The organism is Corynebacterium glyciniphilum AJ 3170 (assembly GCF_000626675.1).
Lineage (GTDB): Bacteria > Actinomycetota > Actinomycetes > Mycobacteriales > Mycobacteriaceae > Corynebacterium > Corynebacterium glyciniphilum.
The window spans coordinates 539,644-556,237 of record NZ_CP006842.1; the positions used below are offsets into that span (position 1 = coordinate 539,644).

The window sequence follows — 16,594 nt, forward strand, 5'->3', positions numbered from 1 at the left end:
GCGGAGCAACGTCATCTGAGCCACCGCAGAGGTCAGGAATCACCCGGATTCTGACCTCTGCGGTGGCTCAGATGCACCCGTGACGTCGTCAGGGGACTGTTCTGCCGGCTGAGCCCCGAAAGTATGGGACGATTCAGACCAGAACGGACGACAAGAGGAGACAGTGCCATGACCAACTCGTGGGGTCGGATCCCGGAAACCCCTGTCCCGCCGCAGCCTCGACGGCGGACCGGACTCATCGTGGGGGCCGTTGTCGCTGCCGTGGCCGCTGTGGCTCTGGTCGCTGTCGGCGGGTGGTACTTCCTGCGGGGCACAGACGACGACGGCGACAGGTCGACCGCTCAGGCGTTCACCGCCGTGCCGACATCCCCGATATCCTCCTCGTCAGCACCGGAGGCCAGGGCAGTCGACACCGTGACTGTCACCGCAGAACCGGGGCCAGAACCGGAATCGGCCGCCGAACCGGAGTCTTCAGCAGGCGCCTCCCATGGGCATTCCGGCGGAGGCCTGCGCTGCGACGGCCGCAATGTTCTCGTCGTCACCTCCGTCATGAGCAACAGCCCGTCCTTTGACCAGGAGGTGGACACCGCACTGGCGGCGAACCCCGGTGCTGTCGTCCTTGCGCCGGGGACGTGTGCGTCGCTGCGCCCGGAGGTCGACGGAGCCGGGGTCTACGCTGTCGTCGTCGACTACGGCGATGACGTGGACGGGCTGTGTTCCGCCGAGGCATCGGGTCGGGGGAACTCGCGGGTGCTGGACAACGAGGCGTCGTACCGGTCGCCGTGTTGAGACCCCTGGTGAGACCCCGTCATCTGAGCCACCGCAGGGGTCAGAGAACGTCTGATTCCTGACTCCTGCGGTGGCTCAGATGACTGGCAGGAGACTGCTACCGCGGTGCCATGCGTCGGGAACGACAACACCAAGGTCGGCAGGCAGACTCCGGGGTATGACCACGACTGACAGGCGAGGCATCAGGCACCGGTTCCGCCGCGGAAAAGCGCCGTGGAAGCTGAACACCCCGGACACTCCCACGGCACGATGGTCGGTGCGCGACCATCTCGGGGAGACGACCGGCCGGTTCCGGGTCCGGACGGGAAGCCGAAAAGATCCCGGATGAGGCCTCGTCCGGTCCGCCCCGTGAGTCAGCGACGCCCGTGGTTGATCTGCACGTGCTTGGTGCGGGAGTAGTCCTGCAAGGCGTAGAGCGACAGGTCACGGCCGTACCCGGAGCCCTTGAAACCGCCCCACGGAACGTCGTTGGCCAGCACGAGGTGGCAGTTGACCCACACGGTGCCCGCGTCGATACGACGGGGAACTGACAGGGACCGTGCGGCGTCGGTGGTGAACACTGACGCCGCGAGCCCGTAGGGGACCTCATTGGCGCGGTCGATCGCCTCCTTCTCGGTAGTGAAAGTTTCGACGGTGACCACCGGGCCGAAGATCTCTTCGGACGCTGCCTCGGTTCCGGGCTGCACACCGGTCAAGACGGTGGGGGCGACGTAGTACCCGTCGCCGTCTAACGCGCCGCCGCCGATGGCGGCAGACGCACCGTCAGCGAGGGCCCGGTCGATGAATGAGGTCACCCGGGTGAAGTGGTCCTCGGAGACCAGTGGTCCGATCTCCACGTCCTCACCGGCGGCGGGGTCGCCCACCACCAGGCTGGCGACCTGCTCGACGAGCAGCTGGGTGAACTTCTCCGCGACGGACTCGTGGACCAGGACGCGGGTGCCGGCCCCGCATTCCTGCCCGGAGTTCCAGTATCCGGCCTCGCGCAGCGCCTCGGCCGCCTGCTGCAGGTCGGCATCCTCGAAGATGACCACGGGAGCCTTACCGCCGAGCTCCAGGTGGACACGCTTCAGTGAGTCACTGGCGGACTCGGCGACGGTTTTCCCGCTGTTGACACTGCCGGTCAAGGCGACCATCGCGATGTCCGGGTGCTCGGAAAGACGGGCACCCACCACGGAACCGCGTCCTGTGACCACGTTCATCACACCGGCGGGGAGCAGGTCGTCGATGATTTCCATGAACTTCAGCATGCTCAACGGGGTCTGCTCCGAGGGCTTGAGTACCAGGGTGTTGCCGGCGGCGAGAATCGGGGCAATCTTCCAGGCCGCCATGAGCAGCGGGTAGTTCCACGGCACGATCGCACCGATCACCCCGAGCGGTTCGCGGAGGATCATCGAGGTGTGGTCGGCGACGTAGTCGCCGGCACCCTGTTCGGTATAGGCGCGGGCGGCGCCGGCGGAGAAGCGGAAGATGTCCGCCGTGCCGGAGACGTCGTCGTCGGCGACCATACGTGGTTTCCCGGCGTCGGCGGCCTCAAGACGGGCGAGGACGTCGGCGTTCGCCTCGACGCGGTCGGCGATGGCCAGCAGCAGGTCGGCGCGGTCCTTGGGTGTGGTGTCGCGCCAGGTGTCGAAGGCGGTGACGGCGGCCGCGACGGCGGTGTCGACGTCCTCGGCGCTGCCGCGGGGGACGTCGGCGATAGTACGTCCGTCGGCGGGGTTGACCAGGGTGTACTCGCCGGCGCTGTCGGTGAAGGCACCGTCGATGTAGTGGTGCAGCGGGGGGAGGTCGCTGTCGGCGACCAGGGCTGTGGCAGCGTCGGGACGTCGGACGGTGAAGGTGTGGTTACTCACTGTGGTGGTCCTTTCGGAAGGGAGGGACAGGTGATCAGCGCTGCAGGGCGTCCAGGGCAGCTGTGATGCGGCCGGTGGCGTCCGCGGGGACGTCGGCGACCGGGCGGCGGGGTACACCGGCGGAGATCCCGTTGTGACGCAGGCCGGCCTTGACGGCGGCGATGAAGTTCTCGGAGATCATCGCATCGATGGCGGGGTAGACCCGGTTCCATTCCGTACGGGCCTCGACGAGCTTGTCCTCGGCGATCAGTCGACTGACGGAGACCAGCTCGGAGGGGACGACGTTGGCTGCGCCGGCGACGGCTCCGGCGGCACCTTCGGCCAGGGCGCTGTAGAGGTAGGGGTCCCAGCCGATGAAGGTCCCGAGCTTGTCGCTGTGGTGGTGGATCAGGCGCAGTGCCTGCTCCCAGTCGGCTCCGGAGTCCTTGATGTAGCGGATGTTGTCGATCTCTTCGGCGAGGCTGCCGGCGGTGTCGGCGCTGAGGTTCACCCCGGTGGCGTCGGGGATGTTGTAGAGCATGACCGGAAGGTCGACGGACGAGGACACCTCGCGGATGTAGTTGAGGGTCTCGTCCAGGCTCAGGGGCTCATAGTAGGGGGTGACCAGCATGAGGACGTCGGCACCGGCGGACTGGGCGGCGCGTGAGTGGCGGATGGCCTCGGCGGTGGAGGTGGCACCGGTCTGGGCGACCACGGGGACGCGTCCTGCGGTGTACTCGATGACGTTCTCGACGAGCTGGAGGCGTTCGTCGGAGCTGAGTGCGGCGACCTCGGCGGTGGATCCGCCGACAACGACACCGTCGACACCGTTGTCGACGGAGCGGTCGACGAGCTGTTTAAGGACGGCCGTGTCGATGTTCTCGTCGGCGTCGAAAGGGGTGGCGAGCGCGGTGAGGATGCCGCGAAGGTCGGTGGCGGTGGTTGATGTCATGGGGTTCTCTCCTTGATGGTGATGTTGTTCGGCGGTCGGTGCGTATCAGTGGGCGACGGCCACGCCCTGCTGGGATTCGGTGGCCAGCAGGCTTGCGGCACGTTGGGCCGCGGTGAATGCCGAGGTGATGGCGGTTTCGGTGTAGAGCGAACCCAGGTAGTCACCGGCGAGGAACACCCGCTCCTCGGGTTTCATGAGTTCTTCCTGGATCCTGGCGCGGCCCGGGAAGCAGTAGGGGGCACCGAGCTTCCACCGCTGCACGTGGGTCTCCTCGACAATGTCCGAGAAGCCGGGCAGTACCTCGTTGAGGTCGCGGTGGTAGATCGCCGCGATCTCGTCGTCGGTCTTGTCGATCAGGTTGTCGGCGAGGCTGGCGGGGGAGAAGACCATGATGCTGCCACCCGGACGCCGGGCGCCACCGGTCCCATTGACCAGGTTGCCCATGTTCAACACGATGTTGAAGGAGCGTTTCGGGGTGGCGATTCCGTAGGCGCCGTCCCATTCCTGCGGCGTGGTCTCCTTGGTCAGGAACGCCGCACTGACGTAGGAGCCGTACTGGACCTTTCCGAGCGCGTCCCGCAGCTCTGGCCGGAGGTCCACGCCGATGCGACGGGAGATCGGCGCAGGAGTGGCCATCACCGCGGTGCGGGCCGAAACCTCGTGCTCCTGGCCGTCCTTGATATAACGCACGGTGACGTGGTCAGAGTGCTGGGTGAGCTCCTGCACCTCCGCTCCGGTCTCGATACGGTCCCGTTGTGAGGCGGCGATGGTCTCGGTCAGTGTCGACGGACCGCCGACGATGCTCTTGCTCAGCCCCTGACCGATGTTCCACACGAGACTGAAGTAGCCGATCCCGGCGCCGGCGGAGATCTGGTCCGGGTCTCCGGCGGAGCGGGTGACGGTGGGGCGGAACAGGGCGTCGACGTTCTCCGGGACGTCACCGAGGTACTCGGCGAAGGTGCGGTCATTCTCGAAGTCGTAGATCCGCTGCTGGCGGGTCTCGCCGCTCTCCCCGGGACGACGTCGGACGGCCTGTGCGTAGCGCAGGACATCGAGGCTGACCTTTGCGCCGTGGGTGAGCATCTGGACCCGGTCGCTGAAAGGCACGGGGACGCGGAGGGGGTACGTCTGCGCAGGCCCGTTGATCAGCAGTTTTCCGTTCATGTGGACGCCGGCCAGGGTGCCGGGGACGTCCATCACGGCCGTGCCTGTCTCGTGGAAGAGATCATCGGTGGATGTGCCTGCCCCGCTGAAGACGTGCCCACCCCAGTTGAGGAAGTACGGCCCGCGTTTTTCTGACCGGATGCGTCCGCCGGTGCGGTGCTCGGACTCGAGGATGAGGGTGTCCCAGTGGCGTAGCCGCCAGGCGGCGGAGAGGCCGGACAAGCCTCCTCCGATGATGATTGCGTCCTTCACGGTGGACTCCTTCGCGAAGTGGGGCGTGGCGGGAGGTCGGGACCGGCCGCCGGATTCGCCGGGATTGGAGTGGATGAGCGCGGGCCCCGTAGGTGTCCCAGTCAACAGTCGTTGTATTACTGTTGTGGAAACCACAGTAATATGTGATTTGTGATCACACAAGTGGGAGTTCTGCTCACCTTCTCGCATGGTTGCGGACCTGTCAGCTCAACGCATCACGGATGCGGGCTATGGCGGAGTTCAGGGAGGCGTCTGTGATCTCCACTGCCGTCGACACATCCCCGGCCTGTGCCGCATCGATGAGATGGCGCTGGTGGGTGAGCAGCTCTGTGGCCGAACCGGATTCCAGCTCGTCCCGTGCGCCCACGATCTTGAAGTGACGGCACCGGGCCCACAAACTCCGGATCGTCTCGTCCAGCACCCTGTTGCCGGAGGCAGCGTACACCGTTCCCAGTAAATCCTCGTCGAGGGAGAGGTAGTCGATGACGTCACCGCGTTCCAGGGCGCTGTGCATCCTGTCGTACAGGGTCTCCAGGGTCTGGAGATCCGCGGGCTCCAGTGCGCTGATGCCTACCTCGGTGGCGCGGACCTCGAGAACCCGGCGGACCTCGTAGATGTCCAGCAGTTCCTCGGGGGAGAATGCCTTGACGACGGCACCGCGACGGGGACGCGTTTCGACGAGCCCGACCTCCTCGAGCCGTTTGATGGCTTCGCGCACCGGCATCACGCTGATGCCGAGCTCTTCGGCGAGGTCCCGGATCTGCAGCCGTCGTCCCGCTTCGTAGCTGCCGTTGACGATTGCAGTATGGATCGCCTCATAGGCCAGGTCGCCTACGCGGTCGGTGGTCTGCAGTCGGCTGAGTGCCATGCGGTTCACTATACCGAGGGCGGCGGAGGGGGCTGTTCTCTGGGCGACCCGCTCTTGCGCCGGGTCGTGCGGAGCGATAGTTTCGTGATCACATATCACATAGGAAAGGCAGGTTGTCCCTGTGGAGGTCTCTCCGGACACCCTCGAAGCACAGTGCCGGGACGTTCTCCGACGCGCCGGCGCGAACGCCCTGACCGCAGGCAGTCTCGCCCGGGCCACTGTCGCCGCCGAGATCCGCGGACGCGCGGAGGTGGGCGTCGTTCACCTCCTGGACTATCTCACCGCCCTTCGACGGGGCGCTCTCAACGGCACGGCGGTTCCCTCGGTCTCCCGGTCTGGAGCGGTCGTCAGCGTCGATGCCGTCGAAGGTACGGCGCAGGGGGCGTTCGACACCGCACTCCCCACACTGCTCGAAGCCGCAGACGACCAGGGTATTGCGGTGCTGCGTCTGCACAACTCGTTTACCTGTGGTGAACTCGCGTACTACACGACAGTGCTGACAGACCACGGCCTCCTGTCCCTCGCGGTCGCGAACTCTCCGGCGCTCGTCGCTCCGGACGGTACCGCTACCGCGGTCCTCGGAACGAACCCGATGTCGTTCGCCGCCCCGGCGGACCCGTCACCCCTGGTGATCGACCAGGGCATCAGTGCAGCTGCATATGTCACCGTCCGCCGTCGTGCTGAGGGAGGCCGTGAGATTCCGTCGACATGGGCCGTCGACCGTGACGGCCGTCCGACCACCGACGCCGCCGATGCACTCGCGGGTTCTCTCCGCCCGGCGGGTGGGCAGAAGATGACGAACATCGGGCTGATGGTCGAGGCCCTCGCCGCATTCGCCGGTGCTCAGTGGTCCACCGATGCGGCGGGGTTCGATGCCGGGAGCGACAGTCCTTCCGTCGGGATGTTCCTGCTCGCCGTCCGTCCGGAGTCCGCGGCGGCGGGTTACACGGAGCGACTCGGTGCCCAACTGCACCACCTCGAGGAGGATTACGGGATGGCCTTGCCTGGACGGCGACGACCTCCGGCGCAGGTTCTCGACATTGCCGACGACGTGTACCAAGCACTCGTGGAGAAGCGGTGACCTGCCATGTCATCTGAGCCGTCACACGGGGCGTGAAACGACCGGAAGATGATCTCTTGCAAAGGCTCAGATCAACCTCCCGGGGATCAGGCCTTCAACCGCTCCGACCTCAGCTGGGCGACCTCACCGTCGAGCTGGGTGGCGAAAGCACCGGTCAGCGGAGGCAGGTCGGCGAGCGTGGTGTCCATTGCCGAGGCAAGCAGCAGATCAGCCAGCTGGGGGTTCCGGGCGAGTACCGGGCCGTGCATGTAGGTCGCCACGATCGAGCCCTGCACGGCACCCTCGAAGTAGACTTCCTTGCCTGCCCGGTCATGGCCCAGACCAGCGGACAGGGCACCGTGGGCGTCGGTGTTGCCCACCCCTTCGGTGACATACCCCAGCGGGGAGGCGTCCGGGCCCAACAGCGTCGCACCCTGGTGATTGGCGAAGCCGGTCAGCGGGTCGGTCAACACACCTGCCGAGCCGAGTGAACCGGCGGTCAGTCCGAACCCCTTCAGATCCGGGTTCGAGCGGACTTCACCGATCATGCGGTTCTGCAGCGAGGACGTGGTGACGTCAAGGAGCCCCAGGCCGTCGACCATCCGGTCCGAGGCACGGAAGGAGGTGCCGAAGACCTGTAGTCCGGCGCAGATCGCAAGGACAGGTCGCCCGGCCTGGACTGCGCGCGCCATCGCTCCATCAGCGATCAGATGGTCGGCGGCGAGGATCTGGGCGACGTCCTCGCCACCGCCGACGGTGTAGATGTCCAGGGTCTCCGGAACACCGTCCCCCAGGGTGATGGGGTGGATCTCGGCGCTGATACCGCGCATCCGGGCACGTTGACGCAGGACCAGCGCGTTACCGTCGTCGCCGTAGGTGCCCAGGACGTCGGGCAGGACGAGGCCGATATTCAGGGTCGCTTCACGGGCGGCATTCACTGGGAGATCTCCTTCTGCAGGTCCTTACGCAGGTCACGGAAAGCGGTGTAATTGGCCAGGACCTCCACACGACCGGGCGGGAAGGCGCGTACCGCAGCGACGGTGTCGGCGACGGTCTGGTGTTCCACACCGGCGTAGCCCAACCGGACGGCCAGGTCGGCGGACCGCTCACCGGCGGCGACGACCTTGATGTCCTCGAAGTTCTCGAACTTCACGTCCCACAACCAGGACAGGTCCTGACCGTCGGCGACCTGGCCGTTCACGGCGATGACCAGGCCGTCCGCCGAACGGTCAACCATGGACAGTGCCTCCTGCCACCCTGCGGGATTCTTGGCGAGAAGCAGGTGGATTTCGCGCCCCTCGAGGTTGACGGTGGAGTACCGTCCGGCGACATCGTCCACACGCTCAGCGGCGGCGAGAGCTGTCGTCTCGTCCACACCCAGCGCGACCGCCGCAGCGATCGCCTGCGCGGCATTGCCGCGGTTGGCGTTGCCCGGCAGCTTCAGTGACATCGGCATCAGTTCCCCGTCCGGGGTGGACAGGCCCTCGGCGGTGACGGTCCAGGTGGGCGACGGGCGACGGAACTCCCGGCCGTCCGCCAGCGGTTTTACCGCGAACCAGTCCGGCGAGCCGTCGTCCTTCTCCGTACGGATGACCGCGCCGCCGGTGCGGGGACAGGACGTTGAGTCACCGGTGAAACCGACACCGGCGGAAACCCACACCACGTTCGGGCAGTCCCATGCCACCGAGGTGACCTGGACGTCATCACAGTTGGCGACGACGGTCATCCCGGGACGTTTCTCCACGCACTCCCGGAGGACACGCTCGATCTTGTTGATCTCACCGACGCGGTCAAGCTGGTCACGGGACAGGTTCAACAGGACCAAGACATCACAGTCGAGCTTCTCGGCGATGGCGGGAACGTGGAGCTCGTCGACCTCCAGGACGATGCGGTCGCGGCCACGACCGGCCAGCAGCGCCGAGATGACTCCGGCATCCATGTTGTCGCCACCGTCGTTGGTGGCGACGGTGCCCAGCGTACGAACCGCTTCGGCGAGCATGCGGGTGGTCGTGGACTTCCCGTTCGTGCCTGTGACGATGGTGCAGGGGCGGCCGTCACCGAGCTGCTCCATGAGCTTGGGATCAATCACGTTGGCGATGAGTCCGCCGATCATGCCTCCGGAACCGCGGCCTGTCTTCTTCGATGCCCAGGTCGCGAGGTCCGCGGCACGGACAGCAAGTGAGGTCAACACACCCATTGCTTCGATCACCCTTGTTTCTGGTTCTGAGTCTGGTTCTGCTTCTGCCGGTTCTGGTTTCCACCGCCGGACCGTCCTGACCCTCGACGGCGCCGGCGGCGGTTAGAGGAGGAACGCCCCGATCCCGTGCCGCCGCTGTTCTTACCGGTGGAGGGGGAGTCCTGCGGGGTGTCGGTGTTTCCACCCTGGTCGCCGTGGCCGGCCTGCTTCCCCTGACCGTTCTGACGGTTCTGCCCGCCCTGGCCACCACGGCCACGACCGCCCCGGGACTGGTTACGGCTGCGGTTCTGACCACGCCCCTGGTTCCTCCCCTGGCTGCGGTTCTTCCCGCGTTGAGGCGCAGGAATCCGTGGGGTCGCGGGCCGGGCATCCGGTACGGCGATCTCCGTCGATCCTTCGGAGACGTCCTCCAGTGCCGCGAGAAACTCGTTGTCCGTGAACAGCGGGATGCTCTTGCGTTCCCCGTGCATCGCCTTGCCGCGCAGCTCGTGGCTGCGGTTGCAGACCACCAGGCTGGAGGTCCGGTTGAGTTTCTCGCTGTAGACCAGGCCGGCGCGGGTCGCGGAGCTGATCAGCACATCGGGATCAACGCCGACATCCGGGCTGACGACGAATTCCATCCCCTGTACCAGGGCCGGTCCGTCCGGGGTTCCAGGATTGCCGAAGGGGCGCGGTGACGTCGTGGCGTCCACCCGCACCGTACTGCGCTGCAGGCCGAAGCGGTCGGCGGTGAGGTCGGACGGGTCAGCGACCGACAGGCCACCGGGGGTGTTGTCGGCGGTGTCCGCCGCGAGGTCCCGCTGGGTGCTGTAGAGCGGAAAGAGAATACGGTTGTCGGCGAGCAGCAGGTCATCGGCGAGGACGTCGGCCCGTTCCAGACTCGCGGCCTGACCCAGCCCCGGCAGCGCATCGGACGGAAGGACGAGGCCGTGAGCCTCGGCGTAGTGGGCCGCGATGCTCCGCAACCGGGGGTCTGCCACCGGCACGCCGGCACGTCTCGACGACGCCAGGGTGTCGACGATGCGCGCCGGGGTGGGCACAGCGACCTTCTTCGGTCGACGCTGATTACGCCGCCGTCCCCGCGGGTTGTTCCGCTGGGCGCCACGGTTGGCGGCGCGCTGGGCCCGCCGGTACTCGAACTGGATGAACCCCCAGGTCATTGTGGTGTTGTGACAGATCAGTGTCCGTCCGTCGATGAGGTCGAACAACAACGGGGCCACGGTGGCGAATCCGGGGGCCTGGCCAAGGTCGGCCTCGGTGTAACCGTGCAGATGCCACGGACCGGGGTCCTCGCCGGGATTGATCTGCTGCACGATGCCGGTGACCGGGGTTGTCTCGTCGGTTGTCTCGTCGGTCGTCTCGGCGACTCCGGCGGCGTCTGCGGCCACCGTGGAGCCGACCTGTGCGGAGGCCGGACGGTTTCCGCTGAAGACCGCACGCTCGCCGTCGGCGGTGTGCAGGGTCGCGGAGAAAGCGACGAGCCGCGAGGTACTGGGGTGGATTCCCGAGGTCGCAACGGTGATCTCGACGAAGGGGGCCTCCTCCACGCTCGGCAGCGTGCCGTGGAAGGTCTTCGGAAGATGACGGTGGGAGGTTCTCGGGGGGAGGGTGTTGTCGGCACCAGCGGTGGTTGCGGTGATTTCGCTGGTATCGGTGCTGGTGCCCTGCTCGGCCTGCTCGATGATCTGGGCGGAAGGGGGTGCGGAGCGACGGTGAACCTGACGACGGCGTCGTCGGGAACGGCCCTGCCCGCTTCGCGGGGCGCCGTCAGCGGCGTCGGGGCCGGAACCGGGGGAAGTCATGGAGGACATCATACGTTCCGCCACGCCGCCGGTGCTAAGGCTCCCGAACTTCGGGGCTGTCGGTGGTGAACCACACCGTGATCCAGTTGTTGGGGTCAGCCCCACCGAGCTCCGCGGCGACGGCCTGGCGGATGCCGTGCCATTCGGTCAGCGGACGCGGTGGAATGTCGGGGGAGACCTCGAAGGCGATCTCCACCTGGCGGGACCGTCCGACCTGCGCGGCATAGACCTCAGCACCGAGGAAGCCTTCTTCCGCGACGATCCGGTCGGCGACCGCACGTCCCTGCGCATGCAGGTCCGGTGGGGTGACCAGTGCAATCTCCGAGAGTGCGCGGGTCAGCGTGCGCAGCGGGACCGGAATCAGCACGGTGGCCACGATGATCAGCACGACCGGGTCGACGTAAGGCATCAGGTGCTCGTAGGACGTTCCGTCGATGATCATGCCGATGATGAATGCGACCAGCAGCGCGCCAGTCACCCCGGCGCCCATGATCCAGCCCTTGACGTCCATGGCGACGAGGGCGGAGTTGATTGTCCTGTTGGCGCGGTGTTCGGCGATGGCGGTGCCGCAGGCCAGGATCAGAACAACGACCGTGTAGATCACCGCGGGACCGAACTCCACCTCGCGGCCGCCGTCCAGCACGGCGGTGACCGCCTGGAGGAGCGCGTAGCCGGCGACTGACATCATCACCAGAGCATTCAGGCACAGGACGAGCGGCTCGAAGTGCCAGAACCCCATGCTGAAGCGACGGGGGAGACCCTGCGCGGTTGAGGTGGCGATGAGCCCGGCGAGGATGATGGACACCACCGACATCACGGCGTCGACGAGGGAGAAGACACCGTCGAACATGATGGCTGCGGAGCCGGAGACCAGGCCGAAACCGATGCCGAGACAGGACAGGACGAGGATCGAGACCAGCGACACGCGCAGGGTCTGTTGTTCGGTACGCACGGGGCACCTCGAGGAGAAGAGTGAAGGGTAGACAGCGTCACACGAAAAACGCCGGACACCGGGGGTGTCCGACGTTCACTCTTGCACAGTGGCGGAGGTGCGGCCAACTGCTGTCACACAGGCTCAGACTCCGCCCAGCACACCCTGAGCGACCGGCTCCTTGGCGTGGGCACGGTTCACACCGGAGGTGATCGCTTTCAGGGACGCGTAGGTGATTGAACCGGCGATACCGACACCCCAGACCTGCTGACCGTCGATCTCGGCCAGTACATAGGCGGCGGCCTCGGCGTCGTCACCTGCGGTACGGGCGTGCTGGAAGTACTCCTGGACCTCCACGTCGACCCCCAGCGTCTCCAACGCATTGCAGTATGCGGCGATCGGACCATTGCCTCGGCCCTGGATGGTCCGGGCCGACCCCTCCCATTCGATCTCCGCAGTGACCTTGGTCTCGGAGCCTTCGGTCTGCGGGCCGTCGACGGTGACGGAGATCTGCTCCAGCGGTGCGGTCCGCTCCAGGTACTCACCGGTGAAGATGTCCCACATGGCCTTGGAGTTGACCTCGCCACCCTCTGCCTCGGTGACGGCCTGCACGACTCCGGAGAACTCGACCTGCATCGGGCGGGGCATGTCGATGCCGTGGTCGGTCTTCATGATGTAGGCCACGCCGCCCTTGCCGGACTGCGAGTTCACGCGGATCACGGCCTCGTAACTGCGGCCGATGTCCTTCGGGTCGATCGGCAGGTAGGGCACCTCCCACTGGATCTTCCGGAACTCTTCCTCGGAGATTTCGTTGGCGTGATGCCCGGGAGCGACGATGTCGGCCAGAGCGTCGATACCCTTGTTGATGGCGTCCTGATGGGACCCGGAGAATGCGGTGAAGACCAGGTCGCCACCGTACGGCTGGCGTTCAGGCACGACCAGCTGGTTGCAGTACTCCACCGTGCGTCGAATCTCATCGATGTCCGAGAAGTCGATCTGCGGGTCCACACCCTGGGTGAACATGTTCAGTCCCAGTGTAACCAGGTCCACGTTGCCGGTGCGCTCGCCGTTGCCGAACAGGCACCCTTCGATGCGGTCTGCGCCGGCCATGTAGCCCAACTCCGCAGTGGCCACACCGGTGCCACGGTCGTTGTGCGGGTGCAGCGACAGGATCACCGAGTCGCGCCGGGCGATGTTGCGGCTCATCCACTCGATACCGTCGGCGTAGACGTTCGGGGTGATCATCTCCACCGTGGACGGCAGGTTGATGATGATCGGGTTGTCCGGGGTCGGGTCCATGATGTCGATGACCGCGTCACAGACCTCCTTGGCGTACTCCACCTCGGTGCCGGTGTACGACTCCGGGGAGTACTGCCAGCGCCAGGTGGTGTCGGGGTAGTCCTTGGCGACCTCCTTGATCAGCTCCGCGGCATCGGTCGCCAGCTTCTTGATGGCGGCCTTGTCCTTACGGAACACGACCCGGCGCTGCAGGATCGACGTGGAGTTGTAGAAGTGCACGATCACGTTCTTCGCGCCCTCACAGGCTTCGAAAGTCCGACGGATCAGGTGCTCACGGGCCTGGACCAGGACCTGGATGGTGACGTCCTTGGGGATCATGTCGTTCTCGATGATCTCACGGACGAAGTCGAAGTCAGTCTGGGAGGCAGACGGAAAACCGACCTCGATCTCCTTGTATCCCATGCGGACCAGCAGGTCGAACATACGGCGCTTACGCTCCGGGCTCATCGGGTCGATCAGCGCCTGGTTGCCGTCACGCAGATCGACGGCGCACCACTGTGGTGCGGTGTCGATAACTTTGTCCGGCCAGGTGCGGTCCGGCAGCTGGAAACGCTCGACCTCAGTGAAGTGCGGCTGGTAACGGTGTACCGGCATCTGGGAGGGGCGCTGTTTATTCCAGCTCTTCTGTCCCTCGGGAATCTCACCGGCCGGGGTGGAGATGCGGGCAGGTGCTGCGATGAAGGAATCAGAGGGGGTCATGGTGGTGCTCCTTGGATCGGTGGGAAGAAAAAATGGCCATCACCGACCGGCACGACTCAACTCCGCGACGGGGAGCCGGTCGGTTTTTCAGAACCTGACCCCGCCGCGGCAGAGAAGGAGGAGCTGCGCGCGCGAGTTATTCATGGCGACCACTGTAACACGGTGACTGTCACGGTGTGAAAGGAGAAGTGTGACCGGGGTTACGCCCGGGGTGAGACGGTACGCTGGTCGACCGTGAACACTTCAGTATCCGCAGGTCCCGGCACATCCCGTGCGACCGGGACGAACATCCCGCTGACCACGGCGGTGGTGGCCGCTGTCGTGACCGTGGTAACCGGAGCCGTGCAGTTCATCGTGATGGCGGTCTGGGGTGCGCGCGGGGGTCTCAGCCTTCGTGAGGTCCTGATGCAGTGGGATGCGCACTGGATGACGATGATCTCGGAATACGGCTACTCCGGTTTCGTGATGTCTCCTGACCAGACTGATCCGGTGCAGTGGGAGTCCGTGGCCTTCTTCCCCGGGTATCCGGTACTGGTACGGGTTGTCGCGGCACCGATGGCCGTGCTGGACGTGGCAGATGCCACTTATGTTGCGGCGCTGGTGGTGTCCGCCGTGGCGACGGTGGTCCTGGCATGGGGAGTGTCCATGCTGGCGGTGGAGCTGTGGCGTCGGCGCGGGTCGAACCCGGGTGCCGGTGGCCCGTCGGACCGCAGGACAGTAGTCGTGCTGTCGACGGCGGTGACGGTACTGGCGGTCGGAGCACCGATGGGGATCGTCTACTGGATGCCCTACTCGGAGAGCCTGTTCACCGCCGTGACGGTGTGGGCACTGTACTTCCTGCTGCGACGCCGTTTCCTCCCGGCGGGCGTCCTGACCATGGTCGCCGGTGCGACCCGCGTGACCGCCACGGCACTGATTCTCACCTTGTGCGTGGCTGCCATCGTGGAACTGTGGCGGTGGTGGCGGAACCGTCGCACAGCTCATAAGCAGCCGGTGGGGGCGTTTCCTGCGGCGGCAGTATCTGCGCCGGTGATCGGGTCCCTCGGTATCGCTGCCTATCTGGCGTGGGCGGACAGCAAGGTCGCTGATATCGGCGGGTACTTCGCCGCCCAGGAACGGGGTTGGCACTCCGGGGTCGACCTGGGTGCGGCAACACTGCGGTGGCTGGCGGGTAACTTTCCCGGCGAACTGACCGGGTACACAATCTCCAGTTGGTCGATGATCCTGGTGGCCCTGCTGTGCGCAGTGTCGGTCTGGATGCTGTGGTCCGGACGTATCCCGTGGCAGGTGTGGCTGCCCGCGATCATTCTGGCCGGCATCGTCCTGGGCTCTGACGGGATCATGCATTCCCGTCCGCGACTCCTGCTGGTGCCGGTGCTTCTGCTCGCACTTCCCCTGGTGGTAGAGCTGGTGCGCATGTGGAGGACTGCGACGCGATCGCAGACGACCGTCATGGCGGGCGTGGCACTCGGTGCGGGTGCGGTGTTGTGGTGTGTGCTCGGCTTCTGGGTGTCCGGCGAGATGCTCATCGTCTTCGAATACGCGATCTGAGCCTGACTGGGATCGGGTTTCGCTCCGACTCATAGCGCGGGGGTGAACGCTGTGGTTATGGGGTATGCGGAGCAGTTATGGTGTCGTGTGGCGGTCAGGGGATGCGACCTACGCTGGTCTCATTATGACTGGTCGAATGACGCTTGAAGCTCTGCGGTATGCAGACGCGGTCACGCATATAGGCTCGTTTAGCGGTGCAGCCCGTCGGTTCGGTGTGACTCAGCCGGCGTTGTCGACGGCAATTGCGAAGCTCGAGTCGCATCTCGGAGCCAAACTGTTCCTGCGAACACCTCGGGGGACGGAACCGACCACATTCGGCGAGACGATTCTCCCGAGAATCTCGCAGGCCATGTCAATACTGGCGAGGATGGAAACAGAGGCGGAGTCACTGACGCTGAGCGGCTCAGGGACAGTCCGGGTGGGCACGTCCCCGCAGATCGACAAGAAGATTGTGGCGCAATTCAGGGATGCCGTCCACGGCCCCGATGCGCTGGTGGCCGGCCACGATCTCACTCTTCTTGAGGCGGAGCTTGATCCATTGGAGGAGTACCTGAGGATCGGAAGCCTCGATATGCTGATCATCCCCGCGCTGGGAGTGCTGCCCTCCTACAGTCACCGGTTGATTGACTCCGACTACCTTGTGCTGGTTGAGCCAAAAGAGGACCTGACCTCAGCGGAGGGTGATACCGGGAACCCCGTAACGGTGCAGCAGCTCTCTGAACGAGAACTGATCCTGTCGCGCCACGGCTGCGGTATTACCAGGATGACCGAAGGCATGTTCCGGGAAGAGGGGTGCGACTTGGTGTTATCGGATGTAGAGGTGACGAACTGCAGTACCCTGCTGGGATGGGCTGACAAAGGGATGGGGTCGGTCGTGTTGCCTGAGCGTAACGTGCGGGGTTTTCCCACCAGACGTATCGTGCGCGAGGATGGAACTTTCGTGGAGATGTTCTACGAGTTCATCTGGAACCCTGAGTCGAAGAGTGCCGTTTATCTGGAAATGCTCGCTGACCTACTCAAAGCGTCTCCGTCGAAGTCGGAGTGAGTGTTTCTTAAGGCGCTTCGCCGTGGCGTCGTGAACATACTGCGTGTCCTCGCACGTGTCCTGCCGCAGTGACCTCGTGCCAGTCTGTGGGGGCATACAACTGGCTGATAACCCACATAACTCGTTCAGCTCTACCGGGCCGTCGTGCACTTTCAT

Annotated in this window: 14 protein-coding genes; 5 read left to right on the forward strand and 9 right to left on the reverse strand. The window is 65.6% G+C overall.

What is annotated here, in order from left to right; all coding sequences use genetic code 11:
- Window positions 1–168 precede the first annotated feature (168 nt).
- Both CGLY_RS02525 and CGLY_RS17520 read left to right on the forward strand, forming a co-directional pair.
- Complete coding sequence (locus tag CGLY_RS02525; RefSeq protein ID WP_038545897.1) at window positions 169–789, forward strand: hypothetical protein; 621 nt, start codon at window positions 169–171, stop codon at window positions 787–789.
- 157 nt (window positions 790–946) lie between these two features.
- Window positions 947–1,117 (forward strand): hypothetical protein, encoded by a 171-nt coding sequence (locus CGLY_RS17520; protein ID WP_158407364.1) that lies wholly within the window; start codon window positions 947–949, stop codon window positions 1,115–1,117.
- A 25-nt stretch (window positions 1,118–1,142) separates the two neighbouring features.
- Here the strand turns inward: CGLY_RS17520 and CGLY_RS02530 are convergent, their stop codons facing one another.
- The 4 genes from CGLY_RS02530 to CGLY_RS02545 form a co-directional block, all read right to left on the reverse strand.
- Window positions 1,143–2,639, reverse strand: a complete 1,497-nt coding sequence (locus CGLY_RS02530; RefSeq protein WP_038545900.1) for an aldehyde dehydrogenase family protein — start codon at window positions 2,637–2,639, stop codon at window positions 1,143–1,145.
- Window positions 2,640–2,673: 34 nt separating this feature from the next.
- The gene (locus CGLY_RS02535; RefSeq protein ID WP_038545904.1) at window positions 2,674–3,570 is read right to left on the reverse strand and encodes a dihydrodipicolinate synthase family protein; all 897 of its coding nucleotides are present in this window, start codon (window positions 3,568–3,570) and stop codon (window positions 2,674–2,676) included.
- A gap of 45 nt (window positions 3,571–3,615) precedes the next feature.
- On the reverse strand, window positions 3,616–4,986 hold the full coding sequence (locus tag CGLY_RS02540) for a protoporphyrinogen/coproporphyrinogen oxidase (protein WP_038545907.1): 1,371 nt from the start codon (window positions 4,984–4,986) through the stop codon (window positions 3,616–3,618).
- A gap of 202 nt (window positions 4,987–5,188) precedes the next feature.
- Entirely contained in the window at window positions 5,189–5,854 is a 666-nt protein-coding gene (locus CGLY_RS02545; RefSeq protein ID WP_038545909.1) for a GntR family transcriptional regulator, read from the reverse strand.
- A gap of 121 nt (window positions 5,855–5,975) precedes the next feature.
- On the opposite strand from CGLY_RS02545, the gene CGLY_RS02550 reads away from it, so the two are divergent.
- Window positions 5,976–6,935 (forward strand): Ldh family oxidoreductase, encoded by a 960-nt coding sequence (locus CGLY_RS02550; RefSeq protein WP_052539525.1) that lies wholly within the window; start codon window positions 5,976–5,978, stop codon window positions 6,933–6,935.
- Between the two features lie 86 nt (window positions 6,936–7,021).
- On the opposite strand, the gene CGLY_RS02555 is transcribed toward CGLY_RS02550, so the two are convergent.
- The 5 genes from CGLY_RS02555 to leuA all read right to left on the reverse strand — a co-directional run bounded on the left by CGLY_RS02555 (window position 7,022) and on the right by leuA (window position 13,842).
- Window positions 7,022–7,852, reverse strand: a complete 831-nt coding sequence (locus tag CGLY_RS02555; RefSeq protein WP_052539526.1) for a type 1 glutamine amidotransferase — start codon at window positions 7,850–7,852, stop codon at window positions 7,022–7,024.
- Complete coding sequence (locus CGLY_RS02560; RefSeq protein WP_038545912.1) at window positions 7,849–9,111, reverse strand: MurT ligase domain-containing protein; 1,263 nt, start codon at window positions 9,109–9,111, stop codon at window positions 7,849–7,851. The genes CGLY_RS02555 and CGLY_RS02560 overlap by 4 nt, the downstream gene beginning before the upstream one ends.
- Before the next feature lie 8 nt (window positions 9,112–9,119).
- Window positions 9,120–10,913 carry a DNA polymerase III subunit epsilon gene (locus tag CGLY_RS02565; RefSeq protein WP_038550966.1) on the reverse strand — a complete coding sequence of 598 codons (1,794 nt, stop codon included), beginning with the start codon at window positions 10,911–10,913 and terminating at the stop codon, window positions 9,120–9,122.
- 34 nt (window positions 10,914–10,947) lie between these two features.
- A complete protein-coding gene (locus tag CGLY_RS02570) occupies window positions 10,948–11,865 on the reverse strand; it encodes a cation diffusion facilitator family transporter (RefSeq protein ID WP_038545915.1) in 918 nt (305 codons plus the stop codon).
- A gap of 123 nt (window positions 11,866–11,988) precedes the next feature.
- Entirely contained in the window at window positions 11,989–13,842 is a 1,854-nt protein-coding gene (gene leuA / locus CGLY_RS02575) for a 2-isopropylmalate synthase (RefSeq protein WP_038545918.1), read from the reverse strand.
- Between the two features lie 234 nt (window positions 13,843–14,076).
- Here leuA and CGLY_RS02580 point away from each other — a divergent pair, with 234 nt between their 5' ends.
- A complete protein-coding gene (locus CGLY_RS02580) occupies window positions 14,077–15,393 on the forward strand; it encodes a hypothetical protein (protein WP_227590351.1) in 1,317 nt (438 codons plus the stop codon).
- Between the two features lie 136 nt (window positions 15,394–15,529).
- Window positions 15,530–16,438, forward strand: coding sequence for a LysR family transcriptional regulator (locus tag CGLY_RS02585; protein ID WP_227590352.1), 909 nt, complete (start codon window positions 15,530–15,532; stop codon window positions 16,436–16,438).
- The last annotated feature ends 156 nt before the right edge of the window (window positions 16,439–16,594 follow it).

Coding starts and splice junctions, on each gene's coding strand:
- CGLY_RS02525 (WP_038545897.1), top strand. CDS start 169: ATGACCAACTCGTGGGGTCGGATCCCGGAAACCCCTGTCCCGCCGCAG.
- CGLY_RS17520 (WP_158407364.1), top strand. CDS start 947: ATGACCACGACTGACAGGCGAGGCATCAGGCACCGGTTCCGCCGCGGA.
- CGLY_RS02535 (WP_038545904.1), bottom strand. CDS start 3,570: ATGACATCAACCACCGCCACCGACCTTCGCGGCATCCTCACCGCGCTC.
- CGLY_RS02545 (WP_038545909.1), bottom strand. CDS start 5,854: ATGGCACTCAGCCGACTGCAGACCACCGACCGCGTAGGCGACCTGGCC.
- CGLY_RS02560 (WP_038545912.1), bottom strand. CDS start 9,111: ATGGGTGTGTTGACCTCACTTGCTGTCCGTGCCGCGGACCTCGCGACC.
- CGLY_RS02565 (WP_038550966.1), bottom strand. CDS start 10,913: ATGACTTCCCCCGGTTCCGGCCCCGACGCCGCTGACGGCGCCCCGCGA.
- leuA (WP_038545918.1), bottom strand. CDS start 13,842: ATGACCCCCTCTGATTCCTTCATCGCAGCACCTGCCCGCATCTCCACC.
- CGLY_RS02585 (WP_227590352.1), top strand. CDS start 15,530: ATGACGCTTGAAGCTCTGCGGTATGCAGACGCGGTCACGCATATAGGC.